This window comes from Streptomyces griseofuscus, assembly GCF_014673495.1.
GTDB lineage: Bacteria > Actinomycetota > Actinomycetes > Streptomycetales > Streptomycetaceae > Streptomyces > Streptomyces murinus.
On sequence record NZ_CP051006.1, the window covers coordinates 743545 to 767354 of the forward strand.

Annotated in this window: 20 protein-coding genes and 2 pseudogenes; 11 read left to right on the plus strand and 11 right to left on the minus strand. The window is 73.9% G+C overall.

Annotation, left to right across the window (positions count from 1 at the left end; all coding sequences use genetic code 11):
• The 4 genes and pseudogenes from HEP81_RS03290 to HEP81_RS42845 all read right to left on the minus strand — a co-directional run.
• A complete protein-coding gene (locus tag HEP81_RS03290; RefSeq protein ID WP_037652546.1) occupies nt 1–1020 on the minus strand; it encodes an SDR family oxidoreductase in 1020 nt (339 codons plus the stop codon).
• A gap of 56 nt (nt 1021–1076) precedes the next feature.
• Nucleotides 1077–2186, minus strand: coding sequence for an enolase C-terminal domain-like protein (locus HEP81_RS03295; protein ID WP_037652545.1), 1110 nt, complete (start codon nt 2184–2186; stop codon nt 1077–1079).
• Nucleotides 2183–3970 (minus strand): annotated as a pseudogene (locus HEP81_RS03300) ((Fe-S)-binding protein); the annotation flags it as partial. The gene HEP81_RS03295 and the pseudogene HEP81_RS03300, both read right to left, overlap by 4 nt.
• Before the next feature lie 60 nt (nt 3971–4030).
• A pseudogene (locus HEP81_RS42845) lies at nt 4031–4300 on the minus strand (FAD-binding oxidoreductase); the annotation flags it as partial.
• Nucleotides 4301–4446: 146 nt separating this feature from the next.
• Between HEP81_RS42845 and HEP81_RS03305 the strand changes: the two are divergent.
• The gene (locus tag HEP81_RS03305) at nt 4447–4884 is read left to right on the plus strand and encodes a MarR family winged helix-turn-helix transcriptional regulator (protein WP_037652733.1); all 438 of its coding nucleotides are present in this window, start codon (nt 4447–4449) and stop codon (nt 4882–4884) included.
• 77 nt (nt 4885–4961) lie between these two features.
• A complete protein-coding gene (locus tag HEP81_RS03310) occupies nt 4962–5546 on the plus strand; it encodes a hydrolase (protein WP_037652544.1) in 585 nt (194 codons plus the stop codon).
• A 119-nt stretch (nt 5547–5665) separates the two neighbouring features.
• Here the strand turns inward: HEP81_RS03310 and HEP81_RS03315 are convergent, their stop codons facing one another.
• The 3 genes from HEP81_RS03315 to HEP81_RS03325 form a co-directional block, all read right to left on the minus strand.
• Entirely contained in the window at nt 5666–5851 is a 186-nt protein-coding gene (locus HEP81_RS03315; RefSeq protein ID WP_037652541.1) for a hypothetical protein, read from the minus strand.
• Nucleotides 5852–5984: 133 nt separating this feature from the next.
• Entirely contained in the window at nt 5985–6353 is a 369-nt protein-coding gene (locus HEP81_RS03320) for a DUF6479 family protein (RefSeq protein ID WP_237533380.1), read from the minus strand.
• Nucleotides 6354–6445: 92 nt separating this feature from the next.
• A complete protein-coding gene (locus HEP81_RS03325; RefSeq protein WP_037652536.1) occupies nt 6446–6733 on the minus strand; it encodes a hypothetical protein in 288 nt (95 codons plus the stop codon).
• 192 nt (nt 6734–6925) lie between these two features.
• Between HEP81_RS03325 and HEP81_RS03330 the strand changes: the two genes are divergently transcribed.
• The 5 genes from HEP81_RS03330 (at nt 6926) to HEP81_RS03350 (ending at nt 15691) form a co-directional block, all read left to right on the plus strand.
• The gene (locus HEP81_RS03330) at nt 6926–9058 is read left to right on the plus strand and encodes a SpoIIE family protein phosphatase (RefSeq protein WP_037652731.1); all 2133 of its coding nucleotides are present in this window, start codon (nt 6926–6928) and stop codon (nt 9056–9058) included.
• Nucleotides 9059–9516: 458 nt separating this feature from the next.
• On the plus strand, nt 9517–9732 hold the full coding sequence (locus tag HEP81_RS03335; RefSeq protein ID WP_037652534.1) for a hypothetical protein: 216 nt from the start codon (nt 9517–9519) through the stop codon (nt 9730–9732).
• A gap of 105 nt (nt 9733–9837) precedes the next feature.
• Nucleotides 9838–10644 (plus strand): HlyD family efflux transporter periplasmic adaptor subunit, encoded by an 807-nt coding sequence (locus HEP81_RS03340; protein ID WP_037652532.1) that lies wholly within the window; start codon nt 9838–9840, stop codon nt 10642–10644.
• Entirely contained in the window at nt 10641–12866 is a 2226-nt protein-coding gene (locus HEP81_RS03345; RefSeq protein WP_037652529.1) for an NHLP family bacteriocin export ABC transporter peptidase/permease/ATPase subunit, read from the plus strand. The genes HEP81_RS03340 and HEP81_RS03345 overlap by 4 nt, the downstream gene beginning before the upstream one ends.
• Nucleotides 12866–15691: an NHLP bacteriocin export ABC transporter permease/ATPase subunit gene (locus HEP81_RS03350; RefSeq protein WP_037652527.1), complete on the plus strand. Its 2826-nt coding sequence runs from the start codon at nt 12866–12868 to the stop codon at nt 15689–15691. The genes HEP81_RS03345 and HEP81_RS03350 overlap by 1 nt, the downstream gene beginning before the upstream one ends.
• A gap of 111 nt (nt 15692–15802) precedes the next feature.
• On the opposite strand, the gene HEP81_RS03355 is transcribed toward HEP81_RS03350, so the two are convergent.
• Nucleotides 15803–16654 carry a ribonuclease BN gene (locus HEP81_RS03355; RefSeq protein ID WP_243279273.1) on the minus strand — a complete coding sequence of 284 codons (852 nt, stop codon included), beginning with the start codon at nt 16652–16654 and terminating at the stop codon, nt 15803–15805.
• 246 nt (nt 16655–16900) lie between these two features.
• Between HEP81_RS03355 and HEP81_RS03360 the strand changes: the two genes are divergently transcribed.
• On the plus strand, nt 16901–17977 hold the full coding sequence (locus tag HEP81_RS03360) for an MGDG synthase family glycosyltransferase (protein WP_051849945.1): 1077 nt from the start codon (nt 16901–16903) through the stop codon (nt 17975–17977).
• Here HEP81_RS03360 and HEP81_RS03365 read toward each other — a convergent pair whose 3' ends face one another.
• The 3 genes from HEP81_RS03365 to HEP81_RS03375 are packed head-to-tail and all read right to left on the minus strand — an operon-like array spanning nt 17978 to nt 20501.
• Nucleotides 17978–18688 (minus strand): polysaccharide deacetylase family protein, encoded by a 711-nt coding sequence (locus HEP81_RS03365; RefSeq protein ID WP_233360993.1) that lies wholly within the window; start codon nt 18686–18688, stop codon nt 17978–17980.
• A gap of 43 nt (nt 18689–18731) precedes the next feature.
• Nucleotides 18732–19643, minus strand: a complete 912-nt coding sequence (locus HEP81_RS03370; RefSeq protein WP_037652522.1) for a DMT family transporter — start codon at nt 19641–19643, stop codon at nt 18732–18734.
• 6 nt (nt 19644–19649) lie between these two features.
• On the minus strand, nt 19650–20501 hold the full coding sequence (locus HEP81_RS03375) for an SDR family NAD(P)-dependent oxidoreductase (RefSeq protein ID WP_037652518.1): 852 nt from the start codon (nt 20499–20501) through the stop codon (nt 19650–19652).
• A 282-nt stretch (nt 20502–20783) separates the two neighbouring features.
• Here HEP81_RS03375 and HEP81_RS03380 point away from each other — a divergent pair, with 282 nt between their 5' ends.
• The 3 genes from HEP81_RS03380 (at nt 20784) to HEP81_RS03390 (ending at nt 23810) form a co-directional block, all read left to right on the plus strand.
• The gene (locus HEP81_RS03380; RefSeq protein ID WP_037652516.1) at nt 20784–22286 is read left to right on the plus strand and encodes an MFS transporter; all 1503 of its coding nucleotides are present in this window, start codon (nt 20784–20786) and stop codon (nt 22284–22286) included.
• Between the two features lie 290 nt (nt 22287–22576).
• Nucleotides 22577–22768, plus strand: coding sequence for a hypothetical protein (locus HEP81_RS03385; RefSeq protein WP_037652514.1), 192 nt, complete (start codon nt 22577–22579; stop codon nt 22766–22768).
• Nucleotides 22769–22796: 28 nt separating this feature from the next.
• Nucleotides 22797–23810, plus strand: coding sequence for an iron-containing redox enzyme family protein (locus HEP81_RS03390; RefSeq protein WP_037652512.1), 1014 nt, complete (start codon nt 22797–22799; stop codon nt 23808–23810).

Below are 23810 nucleotides of genomic sequence, written 5' to 3' on the forward strand. Positions count from 1 at the left end.
TCAGGATGCCCCCTTCACCGACCGCCTCAGCCGCCGTACCCCCGCGAAGGCGGCGCACGCGGCCGCTCCCGCGCCGACGGCCGTGGTGGCGGGGTGGCGCAGGGCGGCCTCCTGCCAGGAGTGGGCGTGTGCGCTGTCGTCGAACGCGCCGTGGGCTCCCCGGTCCTGCCCGGGGCCCCGGTCGATCGGCGTGAAGAGGTTGTCCTCGCCGGTGGGCGGGACGGCGGTCGTCTGCTGGGCGTCGTAGCCGGTGCGGGCCAGGTAGCGGTCGAGGAGGGCGGGGAAGAGCCGGTTCGCCCAGATGGTGGCCACCGTCGAGGCACCCACGTAGTACTGCTTGCGGCGCGGATGGTCGGCCGCGTACATGATGCCGCGGGCGGCGACCTCCGGCTGGTAGATCGGCGGGACCGGCATGGGGTGGTGGTCCAGACGGTTGCGGACCCAGTCGAACTGCGGGGTGTTGACGGCGGGCAGCTGGGCGACGGTGACGCGCACCCGGCTGCCGCGGTGCAGGAGTTCGGTGCGCAGGGACGAGGTGAAGCCGTTGATGGCGTGCTTGGCGCCGCAGTACGCGGACTGCAACGGGATCGAGCGTTCGCCGAGCGCGGAGCCGACCTGCACGATGGTGCCCCGGTCGCGCGGCAGCATCCGGGCGAGGGCGGCGCGGGTGCCGTTGACAAAGCCCAGATAGGTCACATCGGTGATGCGCCGGTACTCGTCCGGGGTGATCCGGTCGAAGGGCGCGAACACGGAGGCGAAGGCGCAGTTGATCCAGACGTCGATCGGGCCGAACTCCCGCTCGGCGGCCGCCGCGACGGTCTCCGCCTGTGCCGGGTCGGCCATGTCGGCGGGCTGCACGAGGGGGCGCCCGCCGAGCGCCGCGACCTCGTCGGCGACCGCTTCGAGGCCGCTCTCGCCCCGCGCGACCAGGACGACGTCGGCCCCGCGCCGGCCGTAGCGGCGCGCCGTGGCACGGCCGATCCCGGCACTCGCCCCGGTGATGACGACGGTCGTAGGCATGATGCTCGACTCCCTTTCCCTCTAGGTGAGTTCACTCGGCTTCCGCTTCGGTGGGTTCACTGGACCCGGTACGGCTCCGCACGCTCCTCGGCGAGGGTGAGGCCCAGTCCGGGTGCTCCGTCGGCGCCCGGGGTGATGCTTCCGCCGCCGGGGTCGAGGACGCCGTCGAAGAGCAGCCGTTCGGTGCGGACGTGGTCGTGGAACCACTCCAGATGGCGCAGGCCGGGCACCGCGGCGGCCGCGTGGGCGTGGGCGCTCGGCGCGCAGTGGCCGGAGATGTCGATGCCGTGCGCGTGGGCGAGGGCGGCGGCGCGCAGCCAGCCGGTGATGCCGCCGCACCGGGTGGCGTCGGCCTGGAGGCAGTCGACGGCTCCGGCGGCGATCAGCTGCGCGAAGTACGGGAGCGTGTAGCCGTATTCACCGGCGGTGACGTCCATCGGGAGCCGGTGGCGCAGGTCGGCGAGGGTGGTGAGGTGGTCGCAGGAGACGGGTTCCTCGAACCAGGTGACGCCCGCGTCGGCGAGGGGGCCCGCGAGGCGGCGGGCCTGGCCGCCGGTGTACGCGCCGTTGGCGTCGACGTACAGCTCCGCGCCGTCGCCGATGGTCGCCCGGGCCCGGTCGACGCGTTCGAGGTCGCGTCCGGTACGGCGGCCCCAGGACTCCCCGATCTTGATCTTCACCCGGGGGATGCCCGACTCATGTGTCCAGTGCCGGAGTTGGCGGTCCTGCCGCTCGGCGTCGTAGGTCGTGAAGCCGCCGCTGCCGTAGACCGGCACCTCGTCGCGGGCGGCGCCGAGCAGGTGGACGAGGGGCAGGCCGAGGAGGCGGGACTTGAGGTCCCACAGGGCGATGTCGACGGCGGAGATCGCCTGGGCGGCCACCCCGGGCAGGCCGGCGTTGCGTACGGCCCGGAGCATCTCCTCGTTGGCGCGCGGCACATCGAGGGCCGGGCGGCCGGTGACGGTGCCGGTGAGCAGTTCATGGACGAGGTGGGCGGTGGCGGCCGGCGCGTAGGTGTAGCCGAGTCCGGTGGTGCGGCCGCTGCGGGCGGTGACCAGGACGAGGGTGGTGCGGTCCCAGGCGAGGGTGCCGTCCGCCTCGGGGGTGTCGGTGGGCACGGTGTAGACGGCGGTGTCCAGCGCGTCGATGGCCGGCAGGTCGCTCATGCGGGGCTCCTCAGGCGCGGCGCCGCAGCAGGCGCAGGGCGAGTGCGGCGCCCAGGGGCAGGGCGGCGGTCGTCGCCCAGGGGCAGGGCGGCGGTCGTCGCCCAGCGGGCCGCGCGGGACGGCGGGGACGGGCGGTCGGCCAGCCGCTCGGGGTGGTCGCTCGGCAGGTTGCCGTCGAGGGCGAGGGCCAGGGCCTCGGCGAGGTGCAGCGCGCGGCGGCCGGTGCCGCCCTCCTCGGTCTGGGTGCGGCAGCTGAAGCCGTCGGCGAGGACCAGGCTGTCGGGCGCGGCGCCCCGCACGGCGGGCAGCACGCCCTGTTCGGCGACGGTCATGGAGACCTCGTGGTGGCCGCGTTCGAAGCCGAAGTTCCCGGCGAGTCCGCAGCAGCCCTCGTCGAGGACGTCGGCGTCGAGGTGGGCCCGCCGCATCAGCGCGCGGTCGGCGTCGTCCTTCAGGACGGCGTGCTGGTGGCAGTGGGTCTGTACGAGGGCCTGGCGGGCGAGCGCGGGCGGCCGCCAGTCGTCCGGGGCGTGGTGGACGAGTTGTTCGGCGAAGGTGCGGACCTGCCCGGCCAGGCGCTGCACGTCCTGGTTGTCGGGGAGCAGTTCGGGGGCGTCGGAGCGGAAGACCGCGGTGCAGGAGGGTTCGAGCCCGATCACCGGGGTGCCGGCCTCCAGATAGGGCGCGAGCACATCGAGAATGCGGCGCAACACCCGTTTCGCGGTGTCGAGTTGGCCGGTGGAGATCCAGGTCAGGCCGCAGCACACCGGCCGGGTGGGGACGGCGACCCGGAATCCGGCGTCCGCCAGGACCCGGACGGCCGAGCGTCCGATCGCGGGGTGGAAGTAGGTGGTGAAGGTGTCCGGCCACAGCAGGACGGTGCGCGGGTCGGCCGGGTCCGGCGGTTCGTCGGCGCGGGCGCGCCACCACTGCACGAAGGACTCCTCGGCGAACACCGGAGCCGCGCGGGAGCCGTCCACCCCGGCCAGCAGCTTGCCCGCGCGGGCCGGACCCGGCGCGTGCAGCGCGGAGTTGACGAGGGACGGCGCGAGGCGGGACAGCCGGGCCCAGAGCGGGAGCCAGCCGAGGGCGTAGTGCGCGGCGGGCCGGGGGCGGCCCTCGTAGTGGTGGGAGAGGAACTCCGCCTTGAGGGTGGCCATGTCGACGCCGGTCGGGCAGTCGGACTTGCAGCCCTTGCAGGCGAGGCACAGATCGAGGGCGTCGCGTACGGCGGTGGAGCGCCAGCCGTCCCGGATCGCGGAGTCGGCGTGCCCGTTCAGCATCTCGAACAGCAGCCGGGCCCGGCCGCGTGTGGAGTGCTCCTCCTCCCGAGTGGCCCGGTACGAGGGGCACATGACCCCTCCGGAGTGGCTGCGGCAGTTGCCGATGCCGACGCAGCGCAGCACCGCGCGGGTGAAGGAGTGCTCGTCGTCGGGGAAGCCGAAGCGGGTTGCGGGGGTGTCGGGCCGCCAGTCAGCGCCGAGGCGCAACTGCCCGTCGACCGGCTGGGGTCGCACGATCTTCCCGGGGTTCATCCGGTCGTCCGGGTCGAAGAGGGCCTTCAACTCGCCGAAGGCGCCGACCAGTCGCTCGCCGAACATCCGGGTGAGCAGTTCGCCGCGGGCCTGCCCGTCGCCGTGTTCACCGGAGAGCGAGCCGCCGTAGGAGGTGACGAGGTCGGCGGCGCGTTCCAGGAAGCGGCGGAAGTCCGCGACGCCTTCGGCGGTCCTGAGGCCGAAGGGGATGCGGGTGTGCACACAGCCCTGCCCGAAGTGGCCGTACAGGTCCACGGTGATCAGGTCGGTGCAGTACTTGCTCCAGTCGATCACCACGGCGGTGTTGGTGCACTGTCCGGCCAGGCTGGTGCCGCCGCCCCGGGACAGCACGGGGGCGGCGAAGCGCGCGCACACCGAGACCGCGCGGGCGCCCGCCTCGACCGTGCGGGGGACGACGACGCCGAGGGGCACCTGCCGGTAGTTGGAGCCGTCGGTGGCGTAGGCGCCGCGGCTGCCGGCGTCGAAGCGGATCTCGCCGTCCACCTCGGCGCGCAGGGCGGCGATCAGTGCGGCGCGGTCGGTCGTGTCGCCGGTGCCGCTCATGTCCCCAGGCGTCATCCGTGCTCCTCGCGTCCGCCGGACCGCTTCTCCGGCCGCCTTTCCGGGGGCTCCCGGGCCGTCCGACGAGTACCCGAGAGTTTCTTCAGGCAAAGCTGAACAGTTTCAGCTGGACAGTCCAGCCTGACGGACCTAGGGTGACCGGCGTGGAAGACATCTCCGACGCCGCGGTCCGGGCGGCGCGCGATCTGCGGGTGGCGTTCAGCCGGCTGCGGCGCCGTATCCGCGAGGTCGCCCAGGACGCGGACCTGACTCCGTCGCAGGAGTCGGCGCTGACCCTGGTCGGCAAGCACGGCGCGGCCACCGCGAGCGCGCTGGCCGCCGCCGAGGGAGTGCGCCCGCAGTCCATGGCCACCACGCTGGCCGGGCTGGAGCAGCACGGTCTGATCCGCCGTGCCCCCGACCCGGACGACGGCCGCCGTCAGCTGGTCACCCTGACCGACGCCGGCCGGACCCGTATCGAGGGCAACAAGCAGGTGCGCGAGGAGTGGCTGGCGCGCGCCTTCCAGGACCGGTACAGCGACGAGGAACGGCAGACGATCCTGGCGGCCCTGGAGCTGATGCAGCGGCTGTCGCGGCCGTAGCCACCGAACACACACGCGAAACCCCGCACACCCCTGAACGCCCCCTGAAACAACCCCTCGAAAGGCCTGACCGACTCATGTCGCTCACCACGCTCGACCCCCGTACCGCCCTCGTCGTGATCGACCTCCAGCACGGCATCGTGGGCTCCCCCACCGAGCCGCACTCGGGCGCCGACGTGCTGTCCCGCTCGGTGGAGCTGGCCGAGGCGTTCCGCGCCCGGAACCTGCCCGTCGTCCTGGTCCGGGTGTCCTTCGCACCCGACTTCTCCGACGCCATGCCCGGCCGCACCGAGCAGCAGGGCGGCGGCGCGGCCTTCCCGGAGGGCTGGGACGTCATCGTCGACGAACTGACCGGCCACGCGGGCGACATCCAGGTCACCAAGCACAACTGGAGCGCCCTGTTCGGCACCGACCTGGATGTGCAGCTGCGCCGTCGCGGTGTCACCCAGATCGTGCTGACCGGCATCGCCACCAGCATCGGCGTCGAGTCCACCGCGCGTGACGCCTACGCCATGGGCTACCACGTCACCCTGGCCACCGACGCGATGGCCGACCGCGACGCCGCCACGCACGCGCACAGCGTCGAGAAGATCTTCCCGCGGCTGGGCGAGACCGGCACCACGGCGGAGATCCTGGAGCTGCTGGCGAAGACGCACGGCTGAACCCCGGATCCGGCGACGCACGGCTGAACCCCGCGGCCGGACAGCGCGGCGGCCCGGTTCCCTCGTCCGTGCGAGGGGCCGGGCCGGTGCGGTGTCAGAGGCCGCGGTGTGCCGTGCGCTCAGTCCTCGCCGCGCACGATGGTGTCCTCGGGGCCGTTGCCCGGCCGCCAGGCCCCGGTGCGGTCCGGCACGGCGGGCACGCAGGTACGCACCCCCAGATCCGGCCGGTCCCGGCGGTTGTGCGCCTGCGCCCACCCCGTCTCGGTCCGCGGTATGTCCGGTTTCTCGGTCGGCTGCGCGATCACGTCGTGTCATCCACCCTCTGCGTACGGCGGCCGGCGGGGCCGGCGTGTCGGACCCCGCGGACCTGGTCTGGACTATCCGCCGCGGGTATCCGCCCGGCGTGACCCGTAAACGGGAGCCGGGCGACGGGCCGTTTCAGGTACGGCCGCCGCCACCGCCGCCGAAGGACCCGCTGGACCCCGGTGACCAGCGCGGACGCCGCTGGTCGTCGGCGCGCTGGGAGCGGATGTTGTCGAGCTGGTGCGGGGTGAGCCGCTCGCTCTCCTCGCCGGTCCTCGGCACATCGCGGGGCTCGCGCATCTCGCTGGTCTCGCGGACCGGGCCCGTCGGCGGCAGCTTGGGCTGCTCCTCCGGCAGCGGTGGGGCGGGCTCGCGCTGACGCACCTTGAAGCCCAGCCGGAACGCCCAGATCAGCCCGCCGACCAGGACGACCCCGGCGATCAGGATGAGGACGTAGCCGAAGACCTGCCTGCTGGTGGCCGCTTCGTACATGGCAGTGTTCATGGTCGCCGGGTACCCGGGGCGGGCCGACGAATACCGGCTCGCACAGGGGCCTTTCCCCGGCCGCTCGCCAGGCCCTCGGCCCGCCAGGCCCGTCAGCCCGTCGGCGGTCGCTCCCCCGGCGCCGCGGCGGCGCGTTCCACCTCGGCCTCGATGTCGGCGCGCGGGCGGCCCGTGTCCTTCGCGTACTCGCTCAGCGCGGTCTGCGCCTCGCGAGCGAGGTCGCGCCAGGCCCGCAGGGCGGTCTCGTAGGTGCCCGACTGGACGCCGGTCATGCCGCGTTCGGCCGGCGGACCGTACGTCTCGCGCAGCTCCTCGACCATGGTGTGGGCCGCGTCGGCCGCGCGCTGCTTCTGCACCAGTTCCTCGAAGGTGTGTGCCACGCCATCGAATCTAGGCGCGGTCCCGTCGGCGCGCCTGTCCAACCCGCAACCAAGCGCTCCGACACCACGGCGCGCCGTACCGCCCCCCGGCGGGGGCATGCCGCCGGGGGCGTGCTCGCCGTGCGCCGGGCGCCGTCACGGGGGAGTCTTGATCCGGGATGCGACACGCGGCCGTAGGAGGAGGTGGTCGGCGTGTCCGACGGGCCAGGGCCCGCACGGGCGGCCGCCGGGACACCCCCCGGTGAGCCGGTGCTGTCGGTCGCCCTGGCCGCGATGATGGAGGAGGTGCACGCCCACTCCGGCGCCGTGTACCTGCTCAGACCCGACGAGCCGGTCCTGGAGATGGCGGTGCACGCGGGCCTGCCCCGTGCGTTCGCGGCGCCCTGGGAGCGGCTCGGGCTCGGCGCGTCGGTGCCGGTCGCGGACGCGGTGCGCAAGCGGCGTCTGGTGTGGGTGGGCGGCGAGGAGGAGATGGCGGGGCACTATCCGCGGATCGCGGTGGTGCTGCCGTACCCGTTCGCGCTGGCCGCGCTGCCGCTGGCCACCGCGCACGAGGTGTACGGCGCGGTGTTCGTGACCTGGCCCGGGAGCCATCCGACGGAGCTGTCCACCGAGGAGCGGGTCCGGCTGACGGCGGCCTGCAAGCGGCTGGCACTGCGGCTCGCCCGGGCCGCGAAGGAGCACAGGCCGCTGGGCCGGGAGCGCGATCTGCTCGCGGCGCCAGGACCCGAGGTGGCGGGCACCCTGGGTTCCGTCGAGGCCGCGCGGATGGTGGCCCGGCTGCCGTACGGCCTGGCGTCGCTGGATCTGCACGGCCGGATCGGCTACGTCAGCCCGGCCGCCGCCACCCTGCTCGGCAAGACCCCGGACGAACTGCTCGGCGCCCTGCCGTGGATCGCGGTGCCCTGGCTGAACGATCCGACCTACGAGGACCGCTACCGGGCCGCGCTGCTGAGCCAGCAGCCGACCTCGTTCGTGGCGCTGCGGCCGCCCGGCGACTGGCTGTCGTTCCGGCTGTATCCGAATCTGACCGGGCTGAGCGTGCGCATCGGCCGGACCCACCCGATGTCCGACGTGGCGCCCGCCGCCGCGCCGGTGGAGGCGGGACCGTCCCGGCTGGTGACGATCTCCCAGGTGCTGAACCTGGCGGGCGCGCTCACCGAGGCGGTGGGCGTGCGGGACGTGGTGCGGCTGGTCTGGGACGAGCTGGCGCCCGCGGTGGGCTGCCGGGCGTTGGTGATCGCCGCGCCGCAGGGCGGGCGGCTGCGTCTGCTGGGGCATCGGGGATACGACGAGCCGCGCGCGGTGGAGCGGTGGGATGGGCTGCCGTTGTCCGAGCGGACCCCGGGCATGCGGGCGCTGAGCAGCGGGGTGCCCGCGTTCTTCGAGTCCCGGGAGCAGCTGGGGCGGCTCTACCCGGAGCGGGAGGAGAGCCCGGACGGCTTCGAGGCCTGGGCGTATCTGCCGCTGATCGCCTCCGGGCGGCCGGTCGGCACCTGTGTGCTGGCGTACGCCGAACCGCGGCTCTTCCCCGCCGACGAACGGGCCGTACTGACCGCCCTCGGCGGGCTGATCGCACAGGCCCTGGAGCGCGCCATGCTCTACGACGCCGAGCACCAGCTGGCGCACGGGCTGCAGCAGGCGCTGCTGCCGCACTCGCTGGCGTCGCTGCCGGGGGTGGAGGCGGCGGCCCGGTATCTGCCTGCCACCCATGGCATGGAGATCGGCGGCGACTTCTACGACCTGGTCGCGGCCCGGCCCCTGACGGCGGCGGTGATCGGGGACGTGCAGGGGCACAACGTGACGGCGGCGGGCCTGATGGGGCAGCTGCGCACCGCGGTGCGGGCGTACACCGCGGTGGGGCAGGGCCCGCACGAGGTGATGGCCAGCACCAACCGGCTGCTGATCGACCTGGGCACGGAGCTGTTCGCCAGCTGTCTGTATCTGCGCCTCGACCCGGCGGCCGGGCTCGCCGTGATGGCGCGCGCGGGACATCCGCCGCCGCTGCTGAGGCGGCCCGACGGGCAGGTGCGGGTGCTGGACCTGGCCGGGGGCCCGCTGCTCGGCATCGACGCGTCGGCGGCGTACCCGACGACCGAGGTCGCCCTCACGCCCGGTTCGGTCCTCGTCCTCTATACCGACGGCCTGGTGGAATCGCCCGGCGTGGACATCGAGGACGCCCTCGCGGAACTGAGCGCACGCCTCGCGGAGCTGGGCGACCTGCCGCTGGAGACGCTCGCGGACGAACTGGTGCGCCGGAGCGTGCCGGCGGGGGCGCGCCGCGACGATGTGGCGCTGCTGCTCCTGCGGGCGCGCGGCGATTGAGCGCCCGCGCACCCGATGGAAAGCCCGCCCGCCCGAAAAAACACGTGCAGCGACCGGCCAAATACGTTCAGTTCCGGCTCCGTACCGGAATCACCGCTTCAGCGAATCTGCACATTGAATACTCAACCAAGCCACCGCGGTCAGCGCTTCTGCACATCCGGGCACCCTCGGCCCGCCCCGAGTGGCTGCCGTGCCGGACGCCGCCCCCCGAGGCAAGCCCGTGGCCGCGACGATGCCGTGCCACATGTGAAAAAGTCGCCGACAAGCCGTGCCCGCGCCTGCACGGTTGCACCCCCTCGTGGATCAAGTTCCCTGGTGAGGGCCCTGTTTGAGTGGAAGCGCGGACGACGTGCGTGCTTTGATCCTTCGCACCGCGGCCCTCCTCCTGTTGATCGCCTGTCGACCGGAGAGGGTCTCGTTCCCCCCTTGTGAATATCCATATGAAGGGAAGTTCCATCATGAACTCCACCCCCCAGGTCCAGACCGCCGAGATCGCCGACGCCGAGCTGGACGCCGTCTCCGGTGGTCTCCAGGTGAACGCCCTCAACACCGTGACCGGCGCCGTCAACGGCATCGCCCCGGTCTCCGACCTGGCCAACACGGCCATCGGCACGGTCGAGGGTGTCACCGGCCTGAACGTGGCCCCGGTCACCGGCCTGGTCGCCGGTCTCTGACCGAGCCCTCCTTGCAAACCCGTCGGTCCCGGAGCCGTCCCCCGGCTCCGGGGCTCTCGGGCGTCCCGAACCACCCGCGACTCCCCCACAGGTGAGGGAAGTTCCGTGCAGTTCCGCCAACAGGCCCTCGCCAAACTCCAGTCGCCCCAGGAGCTGGACCTCCCGGTGCGACTCGCCCGCCCACAGGGCCGGCTCGCGCTCGGGGTCACCGTCGCCGTCATGGCCGCGGCCTCCGTCTGGGCGGTGACAGGTTCGGTCGCCTCCACGGTGAGCGCGGGCGCCATCCTCACCCACGGGCAGGGCAGTTACGTCCTCCAGAGTCCCGTGGCGGGGCAGGTGACGGCCGTCCTCGCCCGGCAGGGCCGACAGCTGCCCGCGAACGCCCCCGTGATCAAGGTCCGTACCCCGCAAGGGGATTCGGTCGTCCGCACGGTCGCCGCGGGCAGGATCACCACGCTCGCCGCCACCATCGGGCAGATCGTGCAGACCGGCACCGATGTGGCCGCCGTCGAGAAGGTCGCCCACGCGGACGACCCGCTGTACGCGACCGTGTACGTCCCCGCCGAGAACGCCGCCGCCATCCCCGCGGGCGCCGCCGTGGATCTCACCGTCTCCTCCGTACCGGCGCAGCGCTACGGCGTGCTGCGCGGCCGGGTGCGCTCGGTGGACCGGGCCGCGCAGTCCGCGCAGTCGATCGCCGCGTTCCTCGGCGACAGCCAGCTCGGCCGACAGTTCACCAAGGACGGCCGTCCGGTCGCGGTGACCGTGGAGCTGGACAAGTCCCGTACCGCCAAAAGCGGTTACCGGTGGTCGACCGCCGACGGGCCGCCGTTCCGGCCGGACTCCATGACCCTCGCCTCCGCCTCCATCCGGCTGGCCGACCAGCACCCCGTCGATTGGCTGCTCCCGTGACGACCGCTCCGCAGGAGACCCGCGGCCGCAGACGCGCCGCCCCCGCCCGGCGTCCGGTCCCCACATCCCGTACCGGCACGGTCCGTACGCCCACGGTGCTCCAGATGGAGGCCGTCGAGTGCGGCGCCGCCGCCCTCGCGATGGTCCTCGGCCACTACGGCCGGCATGTCCCGCTGGAGGAGCTGCGCATCGCCTGCGGTGTCTCCCGGGACGGCTCGCGCGCCAGCAACCTCCTGAAGGCGGCGCGTAGTTACGGCCTGACCGCCAAGGGCATGCAGATGGACCTGGCCGCCCTCGCCGAGGTGCGCGCCCCGGCCATCCTGTTCTGGGAGTTCAACCACTACGTCGTCTACGACGGGACGGGCCGCCGCCTCGGCCGGCGCGGCGTCCACATCAACGACCCCGCCAAGGGCCGCCGTTTCGTGCCCCTGGAGGAGTTCGACGGCAGCTTCACCGGTGTCGTCCTGGTGCTGGAGCCCGGCGAGGACTTCACCCGCGGCGGCCGCAGACCGGGTGTGCTCGGCGCGCTGCCGGCCCGGCTGCGCGGCACCGCGGGCACCCTGCCCGCCGCGGTGCTGGCCAGCCTGCTGCTGGTCGCGGTGGGCGCGGCCGTACCCGCGCTGAGCCGCACCTATATCGACATGTTCCTGATCGGCGGACAGACCTCGCTGCTGGGCGTGCTGTTCACCTCGATGGCCGCCTGTGTCCTGCTCACCCTGGTACTGACCTGGCTCCAGCAGGCCAATCTGCTGCACGGCCGGATCATCTCCTCCACGCTGAGCAGCGCCCGCTTCCTGCGCCATCTGCTGCGGCTGCCGGTGACGTTCTTCGCCCAGCGCTCCCCCGCCGACCTGGTGCAGCGCCTTCAGTCCAACGACCAGGTGGCGGAGACGCTGGCCCGCGACCTCGCGGCGGCCGGCGTGGACGCGATCGTGGTCGTGCTGTACGCGGTGCTGCTCTACACCTACGACCCCCAGCTGACGTTCCTCGGCATCGGCGTGGCCCTGCTGAACATCGTCGCCATGCGGCTGGTCGTACGGCTGCGCGCGACCCGCACGGCCAAGCTGCGCGCGGACACCGCCCGGTTGACCAACACCGCTTATACCGGGCTCCAGTTGATCGAGACGATGAAGGCGACCGGCGGTGAGGACGGCTACTTCCGCAAGTGGGCCGGGCAGCACGCCGCCACGCTGGAGGAGCAGCAGCGCCTCGGGGTGCCGAGCGCCTGGCTCGGGGTGGTCGCCCCGACGCTGGCCACGTTCAACAGCGCGCTGATCCTGTGGATCGGTGGGCTGCGCGCCGTCGAGGGGCATATCTCGGTGGGTCTGCTGGTGGCCTTCCAGGCGCTGGTGACCCGCTTCACCGCGCCGCTGACCCGGCTGAACGGGGTGGCGGGGCGCATCCAGGACTTCGCGGCCGATGTGGCCCGGCTGAAGGACGTGGAGAACTTCCAGGCCGATCCGCTCTACGCGCGGGGCGGCCCCGGCGACGAGACGCGGCGGCTGCGCGGCCATGTCGAGCTGGAGAACGTCGCGTTCGGCTACAGCCCGCTGGACAAGCCGCTGCTGAGCGGGTTCGACCTGACCGTGGGGCCGGGGCAGCAGGTGGCGCTGGTGGGCGGCTCGGGCAGCGGCAAGTCCACGGTGTCCAGGCTCATTTCGGGCCTCTACGCGCCCTGGGAGGGGGTGATCCGGATCGACGGCCGACGCCTTGAGGACATCCCGCGCGGCGCGCTCGCCGCCTCCGTCTCCTTCGTGGACCAGGAGGTGTTCCTCTTCGAGGGCTCGGTCCGCGACAACGTCGCCCTGTGGGACCCCTCGATCCCGGACGAGGCGGTGGTCGAGGCGCTGAAGGACGCGGCCCTGTACGAGGTGGTGGCGCGCCGGCCCGGCGGCATCCACGGCAGGGTCGACCAGGACGGCCGCAACTTCTCCGGCGGGCAGCGCCAACGCCTGGAGATCGCCCGGGCCTTGGTGCGCAGGCCCAGCATCCTGGTGCTGGACGAGGTGACCAGCGCGCTGGACGCGCAGACCGAGCTGGTGGTGATGGACAACCTGCGGCGGCGCGGCTGCGCCTGTGTGGTGATCGCGCACCGGCTGAGCACGGTCCGCGACAGCGACGAGATCGTCGTGCTCCAGCACGGCACGGTGGTCGAACGCGGGCGGCACGAGGAGCTGGTGGCGCGCGGCGGCGCGTACGCGGCGCTGGTCAGGGAGCGTTGATGACGTCTGTTCAGGAGGGGTACGAGGGCGACCTGGTGCTCGGCGCCCTGGGCGCGCTCGGCACCCGGGTGGACTGCGCCGGGCTCACCCGCCTCGATCTGGAGGGGCCCCAGGTGCTGTGGCTGGTGGCGGCCGGCGCCCTGGACCTGTTCGCCGTGGACGCCGAACAGCAGGGCCACTGGCACCATCTGGGCCGCCTCGACGCGGGCGCGCTGCTGCTCGGCCCGGTCGCCGGTCCCCGGCACACCCTGGTGGCCCGCCCGGCGCGGGACTGCGTGGTGCACCGGGTGAACCTGCGCGAGCTGTACCAGCAGACGGGCACCCAGACCTGGTCGTACGACGAGTACGGGCGGCCGCAGTACGTGCCGCCCGCGTCCAGCCCGCTGGAGTACGCCCTCGCGCTCGGCGTCGGCCGCGGTCTGTCCGTCCTCTTCCAGGCCCCGCTGGCCGAGGAGCGGCCCGAAGTCCCCACGGACGACGATGTGTTCTGGATGCAGGTGCCGCCCGGCAGCGTCCAGTACGGCTCCCTGTACGGCGCGGAGGCCGCCGCCGATCTGCTGATGGACCCGGCGCTGTGGCAGTCGCTGGTCGACCAGCAGTACCGGCTGCTGACCGCGCTGGACCGCTGGATCGAGCAGCTGGAGCGCAGCCATGAGACCCGGACGGCCGCCGGGATCAAGGCCGGTGAGGCGGCGGGCGCCCAGGCGGACCGCACCCTGCTGGCCTCGATCGGCCGCCGCTCGGGGCGTCGTACGACGGCCGCCGACGCCGATGCCACGTACGCGGCCTGCGCGTTGGTCGCCGAGGCCGCCGGGATCAAACTCGCCGAGCCCGCGCGGAGCGGCACCGAGAGCGAGCGCCTCGATCCGGTGGAGCGGGTGGCGCTGGCCTCCCGGGTGCGCACCCGTGCCGTACGGCTCGAAGGGCGCTGGTGGCGAGAGAACGTGGGACCGCTGGTGGGGCAGCGGGCGCTGTCCGGGGCGCCGGTCGCCCTGCTGTGGCGGCGCGGCGGCTATGCGGCCGTCCACCCCGGCAGCGGCCGGGAGACAGCCATCGACAAGGCGAACGCCGAGGAGTTCGAGCCGCGCGCGGTGATGTTCTACCGGCCGCTGCCCGACAAGGCGCTCTCACCGCTCGGGCTGCTCCGGTTCACGCTGGGCGGCGCCCGCGGCGATCTGCTCGGGCTGCTGTTCGCGGGTCTGGTGACGGTGGCGATCGGCGCGCTGGTGCCCATCGCCACCGGCAAGGTGCTCGGCGAGTACGTGCCGAGGGCCGAGGAGGGCCTGATAGTCCAGGTGTGCCTGGCGGTGCTGGTGAGCGGGGTGGTGTCGGCGGCGTTCACCCTGCTGGAGAACCTGTCGATCCTGCGCCTTGAGGGGCGTGTGGAGGCGGCGCTGCAACCGGCCGTCTGGGACCGGCTGTTGCGGCTGCCCACCCGGTTCTTCACCGAGCGCTCCACCGGTGAACTGGCCAGTGCGGCCATGGGGATCAGCGCGATGCGCCGGATGCTGGCGGGCGTCGGTCCGGTGGTCGCCCAGTCGGTGACGGTCGGCGCGATGAACCTCGGTCTGCTGCTGTGGTACAGCGTGCCGATGGCGCTCGCGGCGATCGGCATGCTGGTCGTGATCGCGGCCGTGTTCCTGGGGCTCGGGTTGTGGCAGGTGCGCTGGCAGCGCCGTCTGGTGGTGCTCGGCAACCGGCTGAACAACCAGGCGTTCCAGACCCTGCGCGGGCTGCCCAAGCTGCGGGTCGCGGCCGCCGAGAACTACGCGTACGCCGCCTGGGCACGGGAGTTCGCGCGCAGCCGGGAGCTCCAGCAGAAGGCCGGGCGGATCAAGAACCTCACCGCGGTGCTCGGGGCGGTCTATCTGCCGGTGTGTTCGCTGCTGATGTTCATGCTGCTGGCGGGTCCGGCGCGGGGCACGCTGTCGGCGGCGGACTTCCTCACCTTCAACACCTCGGTGACGATGGTGCTGACCTCCGTCACCCAGCTGACCGGCTCGCTGGTGTCGGCGGTGGCCGCGCTGCCGCTGTTCGAGGAGATCCGGCCGGTCCTCCGGGCCGCCCCCGAGGTCCGCGCCGGAAGCACCCGGCCCGGTCCGCTGACCGGCGCGCTGGAGGCCCGCAAGTTGTCCTTCCGGTACTCCGAGGACGGCCCGCTCGTCCTGGACGGTGTCGACTTCGCCGTGCGGGCCGGGGAGTTCGTCGCGGTCGTCGGCCCCAGCGGCTGCGGCAAGTCCACCCTGCTGCGGCTGCTGATCGGCTTCGACCGGCCCCTGTCGGGCAGTGTCCTGTACGACGGCCAGGACCTCGCCGCCCTCGATCAGTCGGCGGTGCGCCGGCAGTGCGGGGTGGTGCTCCAGCACGCCCAGCCCTTCACCGGCTCCCTCCTGGACGTCATCTGCGGCACCGAGCCGTACACCCCCGAGGAGGCGATGGCGGCGGCCGAGATGGCGGGGCTCGCCGAGGACATCGAGCGCATGCCGATGGGCCTGCACACCATCGTCTCCGGCGGCGGCTCGGTCTCCGGCGGGCAGCGCCAGCGGCTGATGATCGCCCAGGCGCTGATCCGCCGCCCCCGCATCCTCTTCTTCGACGAGGCGACCAGCGCGCTGGACAACGACACCCAGCGCATCGTCATCGACAGCACCCGCAAACTGAACGCGACCCGCGTCGTGATCGCCCACCGTCTGTCCACGGTCATGGACGCGGACCGGGTGATCGTCATGGAGGACGGCCGCGTGGTCCAGCAGGGCAGCCCGGCCGAGCTGCTCGCGGACACGACGGGCCGACTGCATGAACTGGTGCGGCGGCAAATGACGTAGGTCCGGGGCGTCGTACCCGGCGCGGCCCTGGCGGGGGCGGGACGTGCCGCTGGTCGTGCCGAGGCGGTTCGTCGTGGAACGGGGTATCGCAGGGGGAGCCGGGACGGTCCCCTAAGGGGCCTCGTCCTCTCCCGGGCCCCCGCTCTCCCCGCCGTCCTCGTGCTCATGGCGGCGCAGATGGACCGGCATCACCCAGTGGTGCTCGCAGAACCAGCGGCCGAACAGGGCGCCGCCGTAGATGACGAAACCGACGCCGATCAGCCAGGACTCCAGGACGAGGACGGTGCCGACCGCGCCGTAGCTCAGGGCGTTGGTGACGATGAGGGGCGTGAAGACGAGGTAGGAGAAGGCGCGCAGCCCGGCGAGGCCCACCATGGTGGCCAGCGCGCCGGGCAGCAGTTCCCGCCAGCGGACCTGGTCGCCGAGCAGGAAGTGCTGCCCCCACCAGAAGAACAGCACACCGCTGAGCCCGGACAGCAGGATCCGCTGGGAGCCGTGCAGCGCGGCCTTGGTCGCCACCTCCTGGTAGAGGTAGGCGGTCAGCACGATCAGCCAGGTGGCCTGCCGCCAGACCCGGTGCCAGGGCCCGGCGGCGAGGCCCCAGATGCGTTCGTAGGCGTTCTGCACGCTGCCCCCGAAGGACACGCCGAACACGGCGAGCAGCACGGCGCTCCAGGCGCTGGTGGTGCCGATGACGTTGTGCGGGGGGCTGATGACGTCCGTGACCACGCGCGCGGAGGCGCCGGACAGTCCCATCCCGTCGGTCAGCCAGGAGGCGAACCCGCCCTGGACCAGCGGATCGGCGGCGGCGACCACGATCAGCAGCGGGGCCAGTGTCACCAGTGCCAGGGTGGCGAAACCCATGGCCCGGTGCATCAGCTCCAGCTCCCGGCCGTGTGCGAACAGGGCCTGGACGCGGATCCACCGCCAAGCGCGGTGCAGGCCGCGCCGCAACCGACTCACGGCACCTCCCGTGCTCACCGCCGCGCGCGTGCGGGTCCGGCGTGAACGCGCGCCTGGCTTCACTCTGGCACGGTCCGGGCGTCCCGCCACGGAGGAGTCGGCCAGTCGGGTCCATCGAGGCGGCCCGACACGGCCCGACACGGCCCGGCCTGTCCGGTTCGGCCGTCCCGGCCCGGAGAATCGGTCCCCGTGTGCGCATCTGCCGAGGTGCCCCGGCGGCGCCGGACGCTGGTCCTGAGCGCGAGCATGGGGGCGGGACATGACACGGTCGCCGCCGAACTGGCGCGGCGGGCCGGGGGGTACGGCCATGAGCCGTACGTCGTCGACGTGCTGACGCTGCTGCCCCGCGGGCTCGGGGCGGGGCTGCGCGGCTGGTACCAGGGGGTGGTCCGGCACGCGCCCTGGGTGTACGCCGGGGTCTACGACGCGTTCCTGCGCGGCGGCCCGGGCGGCACCCGGCCGAGCGGGGTGCCACTGGCGCGGCTCGCCGGGGAGCGGCTGCTCACCCTCGTGGACCGGGTGGACGCCGATGTCGTGGTGTCGGTCTTCCATCTGGCCGCCCAGCTGACCGGGCATCTGCGGGCGCGGGGGCGGCTGCGGGTGCCGAGCGCGGTCTATCTGGTCGATTTCGCCGTGCACCGGCAGTGGCTGCACCCGGGCAACGACCGCTATCTGTGCCTGACGGACGCGGCGGCCCGGGAGGTGCGCGGGAGCCTCGGGGTGGCGGCCGTGCCGACCGGTCCCGCCGTGGCCCCGCCGTTCTCGGCCCCGGCCCCGGGCGCGGCGCGCTGGCGGGAGCGGTTCGCCGGTCGTGCGCCCGGCCGGCCGCCGGTGCTGCTGTCCGCGGGTGCCTGGGGAGCGGCGTCCCGGCCGGACGCGACCGCCGCGCTGCTCGCCGGCGCCGGGTATCTGCCGGTGGTGCTGTGCGGTCGTAACCGGCGGCTGTACGACCGGATCGGCCGGGTTCCCGGGGCGCTCGCCCTCGACTGGGTAGCGGACATGCCGGGGCTGCTCGGCGCGTCGTACGCCCTGCTGGACAACGCGGCCGGTCAGACCGCTGTCCAGGCCCTCGCCGCCGGGTTGCCGGTGATCGGCTACCGCCCCTTGCCGGGCCATGGCCTGGAGGGCGTCCACCGGATGGCCGACCTGGGTCTTTCGGCCCTCGCCCCGGACCCGCCCGGCCTGCTGAAGGCCCTGGCCGACCTTCCGTCCTGCGGCCCGGCGCGGGCGGCGCAGGCGCGCGCCCTGTTCCGGGCGGACCCGATGGCGGCGGTGGCGGAACTCGCCGAACGCGCCGAACGCGCCGGCCCCTCGTCTTCCTGATCAGCCGATCCCGTGCTCCCCCAGCGGCCCGACCGCCAGCCCCGCCTCCCGGCAGTCCCCGACGATGCCCGGCAGGGCGTCGAGGGCCGCTCGCCAGCAGCCGGGCGCGGACTGCCGGTCCGAGTCGTGGAGCAGGATCGTGCCGCCGCCCCGCAGCTGCGCGGTCACCAGGGCGTGCACCGACCGCGGGGTGGCGTCCGCGCGCCAGTCCTTGCCCCAGGCGGACCACAGGACCGGGCGCAGCCCGGCGCGCCGGGCGGCCAGCCAGCGGGGGGAGGTGAGGATGCCGTACGGCGGCCGGTACCAGCGGGGGCTGCGGCCGGTGAGGTCGTGGACGGCGCGGGCGGTGCGGGCGACGCCCTCGCGTTCGCGGGCGAGGGCGGGGTGCCAGGGCCGGTCGTGGCGCCAGCCGTGCACCGCGATCTCGTGCCCGCGCCGTGCGGTCTCCGCGACCAGCGCGGGATGGCGCACCGCGTGTTCGCCGAGCACGAAGAAGGTGGCGCGCACGCCGAGTCCGTCCAGCGCGTCCAGGAAGCGCGGCGTGGCGACCGGGTCGGGGCCGTCGTCGAAGGTCAGGGCGACATGGTGGGGCGCTCCGGTGCCCGCGAGCCGGGGGAACAGCGGCAGCCGTACGGCGGGCAGCCAGGTGGCGGCCGGGCCGACATGGGCGCCCACCAGCCCGAGCGGCAGCAGCGCGGCGGCCGTACCCAGGGCGCGCGCCGACGGCCGGGGAGCCCGCCAGGGGATCAGGTGTTCACTCACGGCGGGTCCGGACCTCACTGCCGTCCGGCTCGGCGGGTGCGTCCCAACCGCGCCCGGCGGAGAGCGTGTTGGCCAGTCCGATGCTGCCCGCGCCGATCAGCACGATGCCGATGGCCTCGGGGATCATCCGCAGCCCGAGCTGTACGGACTCCTCGAACAGCGCCCAGCCGAGCGCCACGCTGGTGAGCGCGTCGCCCAGGGTGAGCGCGGGCTGGGAGGCGGCCAGCGATCCGGCGCCGAGCGCGCTCTGGAGCAGCAGGAAGGCGACCAGCCCGACGGCGGCGGTGGCGTACGGCGACCAGTGGGAGAACATCACGCCCGGCCCCAGCCGCAGCCGTCCCACGCTCTCCTTGAGCAGCGCGGCGGTGGTCGCGAAGGACACGGCGGAGGCGAGGCCCAGCAGCGCCGCGCGGGCGGGCCCCCGTACCGTACGGGCGGCCAGCACCAGCAGCAGGACGACGGCGCAGGCCACCCCGCCCGCCATGAGCCAGGCCCGGGAGGTGGCGTCGTCGCGGCCCGGGCGTGGCGCGGCCGAGAGCAGGAAGACGGCCAGCCCCACGGCGAGCGCGACGAACGCCAGCCAGGTGCGGCCGCCCGGGCGGCGCCGGAAGACGAGGCCGCCCACGATCAGCGTGAACAGCAGCTCGGTGGCGAGCAGCGGCTGGACCAGCGAGAGACTGCCCACGGCCAGTGCCCAGCCCTGCATGACGGCGGACAGCATCAGCAGGGCGACTCCGGCCAGCCAGTCCGGGCGCCGCAGCAGTCGCCGCAGCCCCCGCAGCAGCGCGCCGGGGCCGCCGGGTTCCGCGGGGGTGTCCACCGCGGCGGCCCGGCGTTGCAGCACCGAGGAGGCGGCGTTCGCAAGCGCCGAGCACAGGGCGAGGCCGACCGGGAGGGCGAGCACGGGCGCTCACCCGAAGCGGGCGGCGAGCCGCCGGTAGAGCCCCGGCGCGGCGCCGCGCACCCGGGCGGGCAGCCGCAGCCAGCCGGGCACGTACACCTCGTCGGTGCCGCGCCGTACGGCGGTGAGCACGGCGTCCGCGACCCGCTCGGGCGGCACCGGGCGGGGCCAGGTGCGCCGGTAGGGGGCGCCGCGCCGGTCGAAGAAGGCGGTGTCGACCACGCCGGGGACCACATGGGTGACGCCGACGCCGGTGCCGCGCAGTTCGTAGCGCAGCGCGTCGGCGAAGGCGGCCACGGCGGCCTTGACCGCGGAGTACACCGCCTCGCCGCGCACGCCCACACTGCCCGCGACGGAGCCGAGCAGCACGATCCGTCCGGAGCCGGCCGCGACCATGTGGGGCAGCAGTCCGCGGACGAGGTGCAGGGTGGCGAGCAGATCGGTGCCGACCAGTTCGTCGATGCGGGCGCGGGGCATACCGGTGAAATCGCCGGCCCAGCCGACACCGGCGCCCGCCACGAGCAGGTCCACGCGGCCCAGGTGGTCGAGGGCGGTCTCGGTCACCCGGCGGTCGGCGCCGGGCCAGCTGAGGTCGGCGGCGACGGTCAGCGCCGATGTCCCGGCGGCCACCTGCTCCAGACGGGTGAGGTCGCGGCCGTTGAGCACCAGCCGCCAGTCGCCGTCGGCGGCCAGCCGACGTGCCACGGCCGCGCCGATACCGGAGGAGGCGCCGGTCACCAGGGCCGTGCGGCGAGGTGCCCGCTGATCGGCGGGCCGGGCGCCGGGATCCGCCGCCGGGCCGGACTTCGTCACCGGCCGAGCGCGGTTCGACGGTCCTGCGGGGGACGGGGCGTGGGACATGGTGGCGACCTCATCGCGACGGCGTGCGGGATCCGCGAGCTCCTGGGCCGAACCTCGCGGTGTATCCAGGGCGCCACATCCGGATACTCCGCGCACGTGGAAGCGGCGCGGACGGGGCCCCGGGCGGGCCCGCGCCGTCGCCGGGCGGTGCGCCTTTCCGGGCGCGACAGCGAAACGTTGCCGTTTCGCTCAAGCTGGTCTAGCCTCGACGCGTACGAAACCGTTTCGTTTATGTACGCCGTATGACTCGCGCGTGAACGACTTCCCTGGAGTGGTTCCCCCATGTCCCAAAAGACCCTGACCGACGATCCCCGAACGGGGACCGGGACGGCGCCGCACGATGCCTCGCCCCGTCGCTGGTGGATCCTCGCGGTGATCGCCGTCGCCCAGCTGATGGTGGTCCTCGACGCCACGATCGTGAACATCGCCCTGCCCTCCGCCCAGCGCGACCTCGGCTTCTCCGACGGCAACCGGCAGTGGATCGTCACCGCCTACGCGCTGGCCTTCGCCTCGCTGCTGCTGCTCGGCGGCCGCATCGCCGATCTGTTCGGCCGCAAGCCCGCCTTCCTCGTCGGCGTCGTCGGCTTCGCCGGGGCCTCCGCGCTGGGCGGCGCCGCCAACGGCTTCACCATGCTGGTCACCGCCCGCGCCCTCCAGGGCGCCTTCGGCGCGCTGCTCGCACCGGCCGCGCTCTCCCTGCTCAACACCACGTTCACCGACGCCCGCGAGCGGGCCCGCGCGTTCAGCGTCTACGGCGCGATCGCCGGCGCCGGCGGCGCGGTCGGCCTATTGCTCGGCGGGCTGCTCACCGACGCCCTGGACTGGCGCTGGACGCTGTACGTGAACGTGGCCATCGCGGTCATCGCCTTCGCGGGCGGCTGGATCCTGCTCGGCAACCACCGCGACGCGAGCCACGCCAAGCTGGACGTGCCGGGCACGGTCCTGGTCGCCGCCGGACTCTTCTCCGTGGTCTACGGCTTCTCCAACGCCGAGAGCCACCACTGGCACTCCCCGCTGACCTGGGGCTTCCTGCTCGCCGGCGCCCTGCTGCTCGCCGCGTTCGCCTGGTGGCAGACCCGTGCCGCGCACCCCTTGCTGCCGCTGCGGATCCTGCTGGACCGCGACCGGGCCGCCTCCTTCCTCGCCGTGCTGATCACCGGCGCCGGCATGTTCGGCGTGTTCCTCTTCCTCACCTACTACCTCCAGCTCAACCTCGGTTTCAGCCCCACCAAAACCGGTGTGGCGTTCCTGCCGATGGTCGGCGCGCTGATGGTGGCGGCGCAGCTGGGCACCACGCTCCTGGTGCCGCGGCTCGGCCCGAAGGCGGTCATCCCGCTGGGCTTCGCCATCGCGATGGCGGGCATGGCCTGGCTGACCGGTATCGGCCTCGGCTCGCACTACAGCACCGCCGTGCTGCCGCAGCTGATCGTGGCGGGCTTCGGCCTCGGTCTCGTGATGCCGCCCGCGATGCAGCTGGCCACCGGCGGGGTCGCCGCCGAGGACGCGGGCGTGGCCTCCGCGAGCGTCAACGCCATGCAGCAGGTGGGCGGCTCGGTCGGTACGGCCCTGCTGAACACCCTCGCGACCAGCGCCGCCACGCACTATGTGGCCGGTCGTGACGCCACCAGCAAGCTGGTCCAGGCGCAGGCCACGATCGAGAGCTACACCACCGCCTTCTGGTGGTCGGCGGGCTTCTTCGCCGCGGGTGCGGTGCTGGCCTTCCTGCTCTACCGGCGCGGGGTGCCGCGGCAGGACGCGGGCGCGGCGACGGTCGTCCATATGTGAGGCCACCCGGCCGCATGACGTGGGGCCACCCGGCCGCATGCGAGGCCACCTGGTCCGGCGCGGAGCCGCCGAGGGCCATCCAGCCAGGAGGCCACCGAGCCGAGAGGCCACCCGAGCCGAGGGGCCGCCGTCCGCAGGGAGACGGCGGCCCCTCGCCCATGTCCCGGGGACGGCGCGGGCGCACGCCGGAGCCCGCGCCGGGGGCCCGCGCGTGGGCGGGGCCGTACCGGGTAATCGGATGCAGATCAGAAAGAGACCCACGGGGATGACCCCTACGGGAAGGAGACAGCATGTCCGGCGGGAACGACCACGGCAAGCGGCCCGAGACGGCGCTGGAGGAGGTGCTGCACGAGGCCGAGCAGGCCGAGCTGCGCGGCGAGAAGCGCCACGACGAGGGCGAGGCCGGGGATGCCATCTCCCCGAACACACAGGCCCAGGAACAGGCGAGCGGCGACCGGACGGCACCCAGGCGGCGGCACTGACCTGCCCGGATCCGGGTACCCGACCGCCATGAACCCACGAGGACCCGAGCTGCCGCCCGCACGGGGCCCGCTGTCCGCCGCGCTCGTCGAATACCTGCGCGGCACCGGACCGCTCCCCGGCCCCACCGACCCCGGGGACCCCTACGGGGACGACCCGCAGCTCGCCCTGTACCTCTGCTACGAGCTGCACTACCGCGGCTTCGCGGGCGTGCCCGACGAGGCCGAGTGGGACCCGGACCTGCTGCGTCTGCGGGCCGCCCTTGAGCACCGCTTCCTGGCCGCGCTGCGCGCGGACACCCCGGGGCACGCGAGCCTGGACGACGCGCTCGGCGCGCTCCTGGTGGAACCGGCCGAGGGCACCGGCGTCACGCATTTCCTGTGCGCCGAGGGCGAGTTGTGGCAGCTGCGCGAGTACGCGGCGCAGCGCTCCCTGTACCACCTGAAGGAGGCGGACCCGCACGCCTGGGTGCTGCCCCGGCTGTGGGGCCGGGCGAAGGCGGCGATGGCGGCGGTGGAGTACGACGAGTTCGGCGGCGGCCGGGCCGAGCGGGTGCACGCGCGTCTGTTCGCCGACCTGATGCGGGACCTGGGCCTGGACACCGCGTACGGCCGCCATCTGGACGCGGCACCCGCCGAGATGCTGGCCGTCGTCAACCTGATGTCGCTGTTCGGCCTGCACCGCGCGCTGCGGGGCGCGCTGGTCGGCCACTTCGCGGACGTGGAGATCACCTCCTCCCCCGGCTCCCGGCGGCTCGCCGAGGCGCTGCGCCGCACCGGCGCGGGAGCGGCCGCGCAGTTCTTCTACGACGAGCACGTGGAGGCGGACGCGGTGCACGAACAGGTGGTCCGGCACGAGGTGATCGGCGGACTGCTGGAGGAGGAACCGGAGTTGGCCCAGGACATCGCCTTCGGCATCGACGCGACCGAGTATCTGGAGGACCGGCTCGCCCGGCGGCTGCTCGCCGACTGGCGCGCGGGCAGGTCCTCGCTGCGCGTCCCACTCGCCCAGCCGGACACGCTGGAAGAGCCGTGCGCGACATGA

Excerpts from the sequence above, each read along its gene's own strand:
- HEP81_RS03290 (WP_037652546.1), bottom strand. The coding sequence starts at position 1,020 with ATGCCTACGACCGTCGTCATCACCGGGGCGAGTGCCGGGATCGGCCGT.
- HEP81_RS03295 (WP_037652545.1), bottom strand. The coding sequence starts at position 2,186 with ATGAGCGACCTGCCGGCCATCGACGCGCTGGACACCGCCGTCTACACC.
- HEP81_RS03310 (WP_037652544.1), top strand. The coding sequence starts at position 4,962 with ATGTCGCTCACCACGCTCGACCCCCGTACCGCCCTCGTCGTGATCGAC.
- HEP81_RS03320 (WP_237533380.1), bottom strand. The coding sequence starts at position 6,353 with ATGAACACTGCCATGTACGAAGCGGCCACCAGCAGGCAGGTCTTCGGC.
- HEP81_RS03335 (WP_037652534.1), top strand. The coding sequence starts at position 9,517 with ATGAACTCCACCCCCCAGGTCCAGACCGCCGAGATCGCCGACGCCGAG.
- HEP81_RS03350 (WP_037652527.1), top strand. The coding sequence starts at position 12,866 with ATGACGTCTGTTCAGGAGGGGTACGAGGGCGACCTGGTGCTCGGCGCC.
- HEP81_RS03360 (WP_051849945.1), top strand. The coding sequence starts at position 16,901 with ATGGGGGCGGGACATGACACGGTCGCCGCCGAACTGGCGCGGCGGGCC.
- HEP81_RS03375 (WP_037652518.1), bottom strand. The coding sequence starts at position 20,501 with ATGTCCCACGCCCCGTCCCCCGCAGGACCGTCGAACCGCGCTCGGCCG.
- HEP81_RS03380 (WP_037652516.1), top strand. The coding sequence starts at position 20,784 with ATGTCCCAAAAGACCCTGACCGACGATCCCCGAACGGGGACCGGGACG.
- HEP81_RS03385 (WP_037652514.1), top strand. The coding sequence starts at position 22,577 with ATGTCCGGCGGGAACGACCACGGCAAGCGGCCCGAGACGGCGCTGGAG.
- HEP81_RS03390 (WP_037652512.1), top strand. The coding sequence starts at position 22,797 with ATGAACCCACGAGGACCCGAGCTGCCGCCCGCACGGGGCCCGCTGTCC.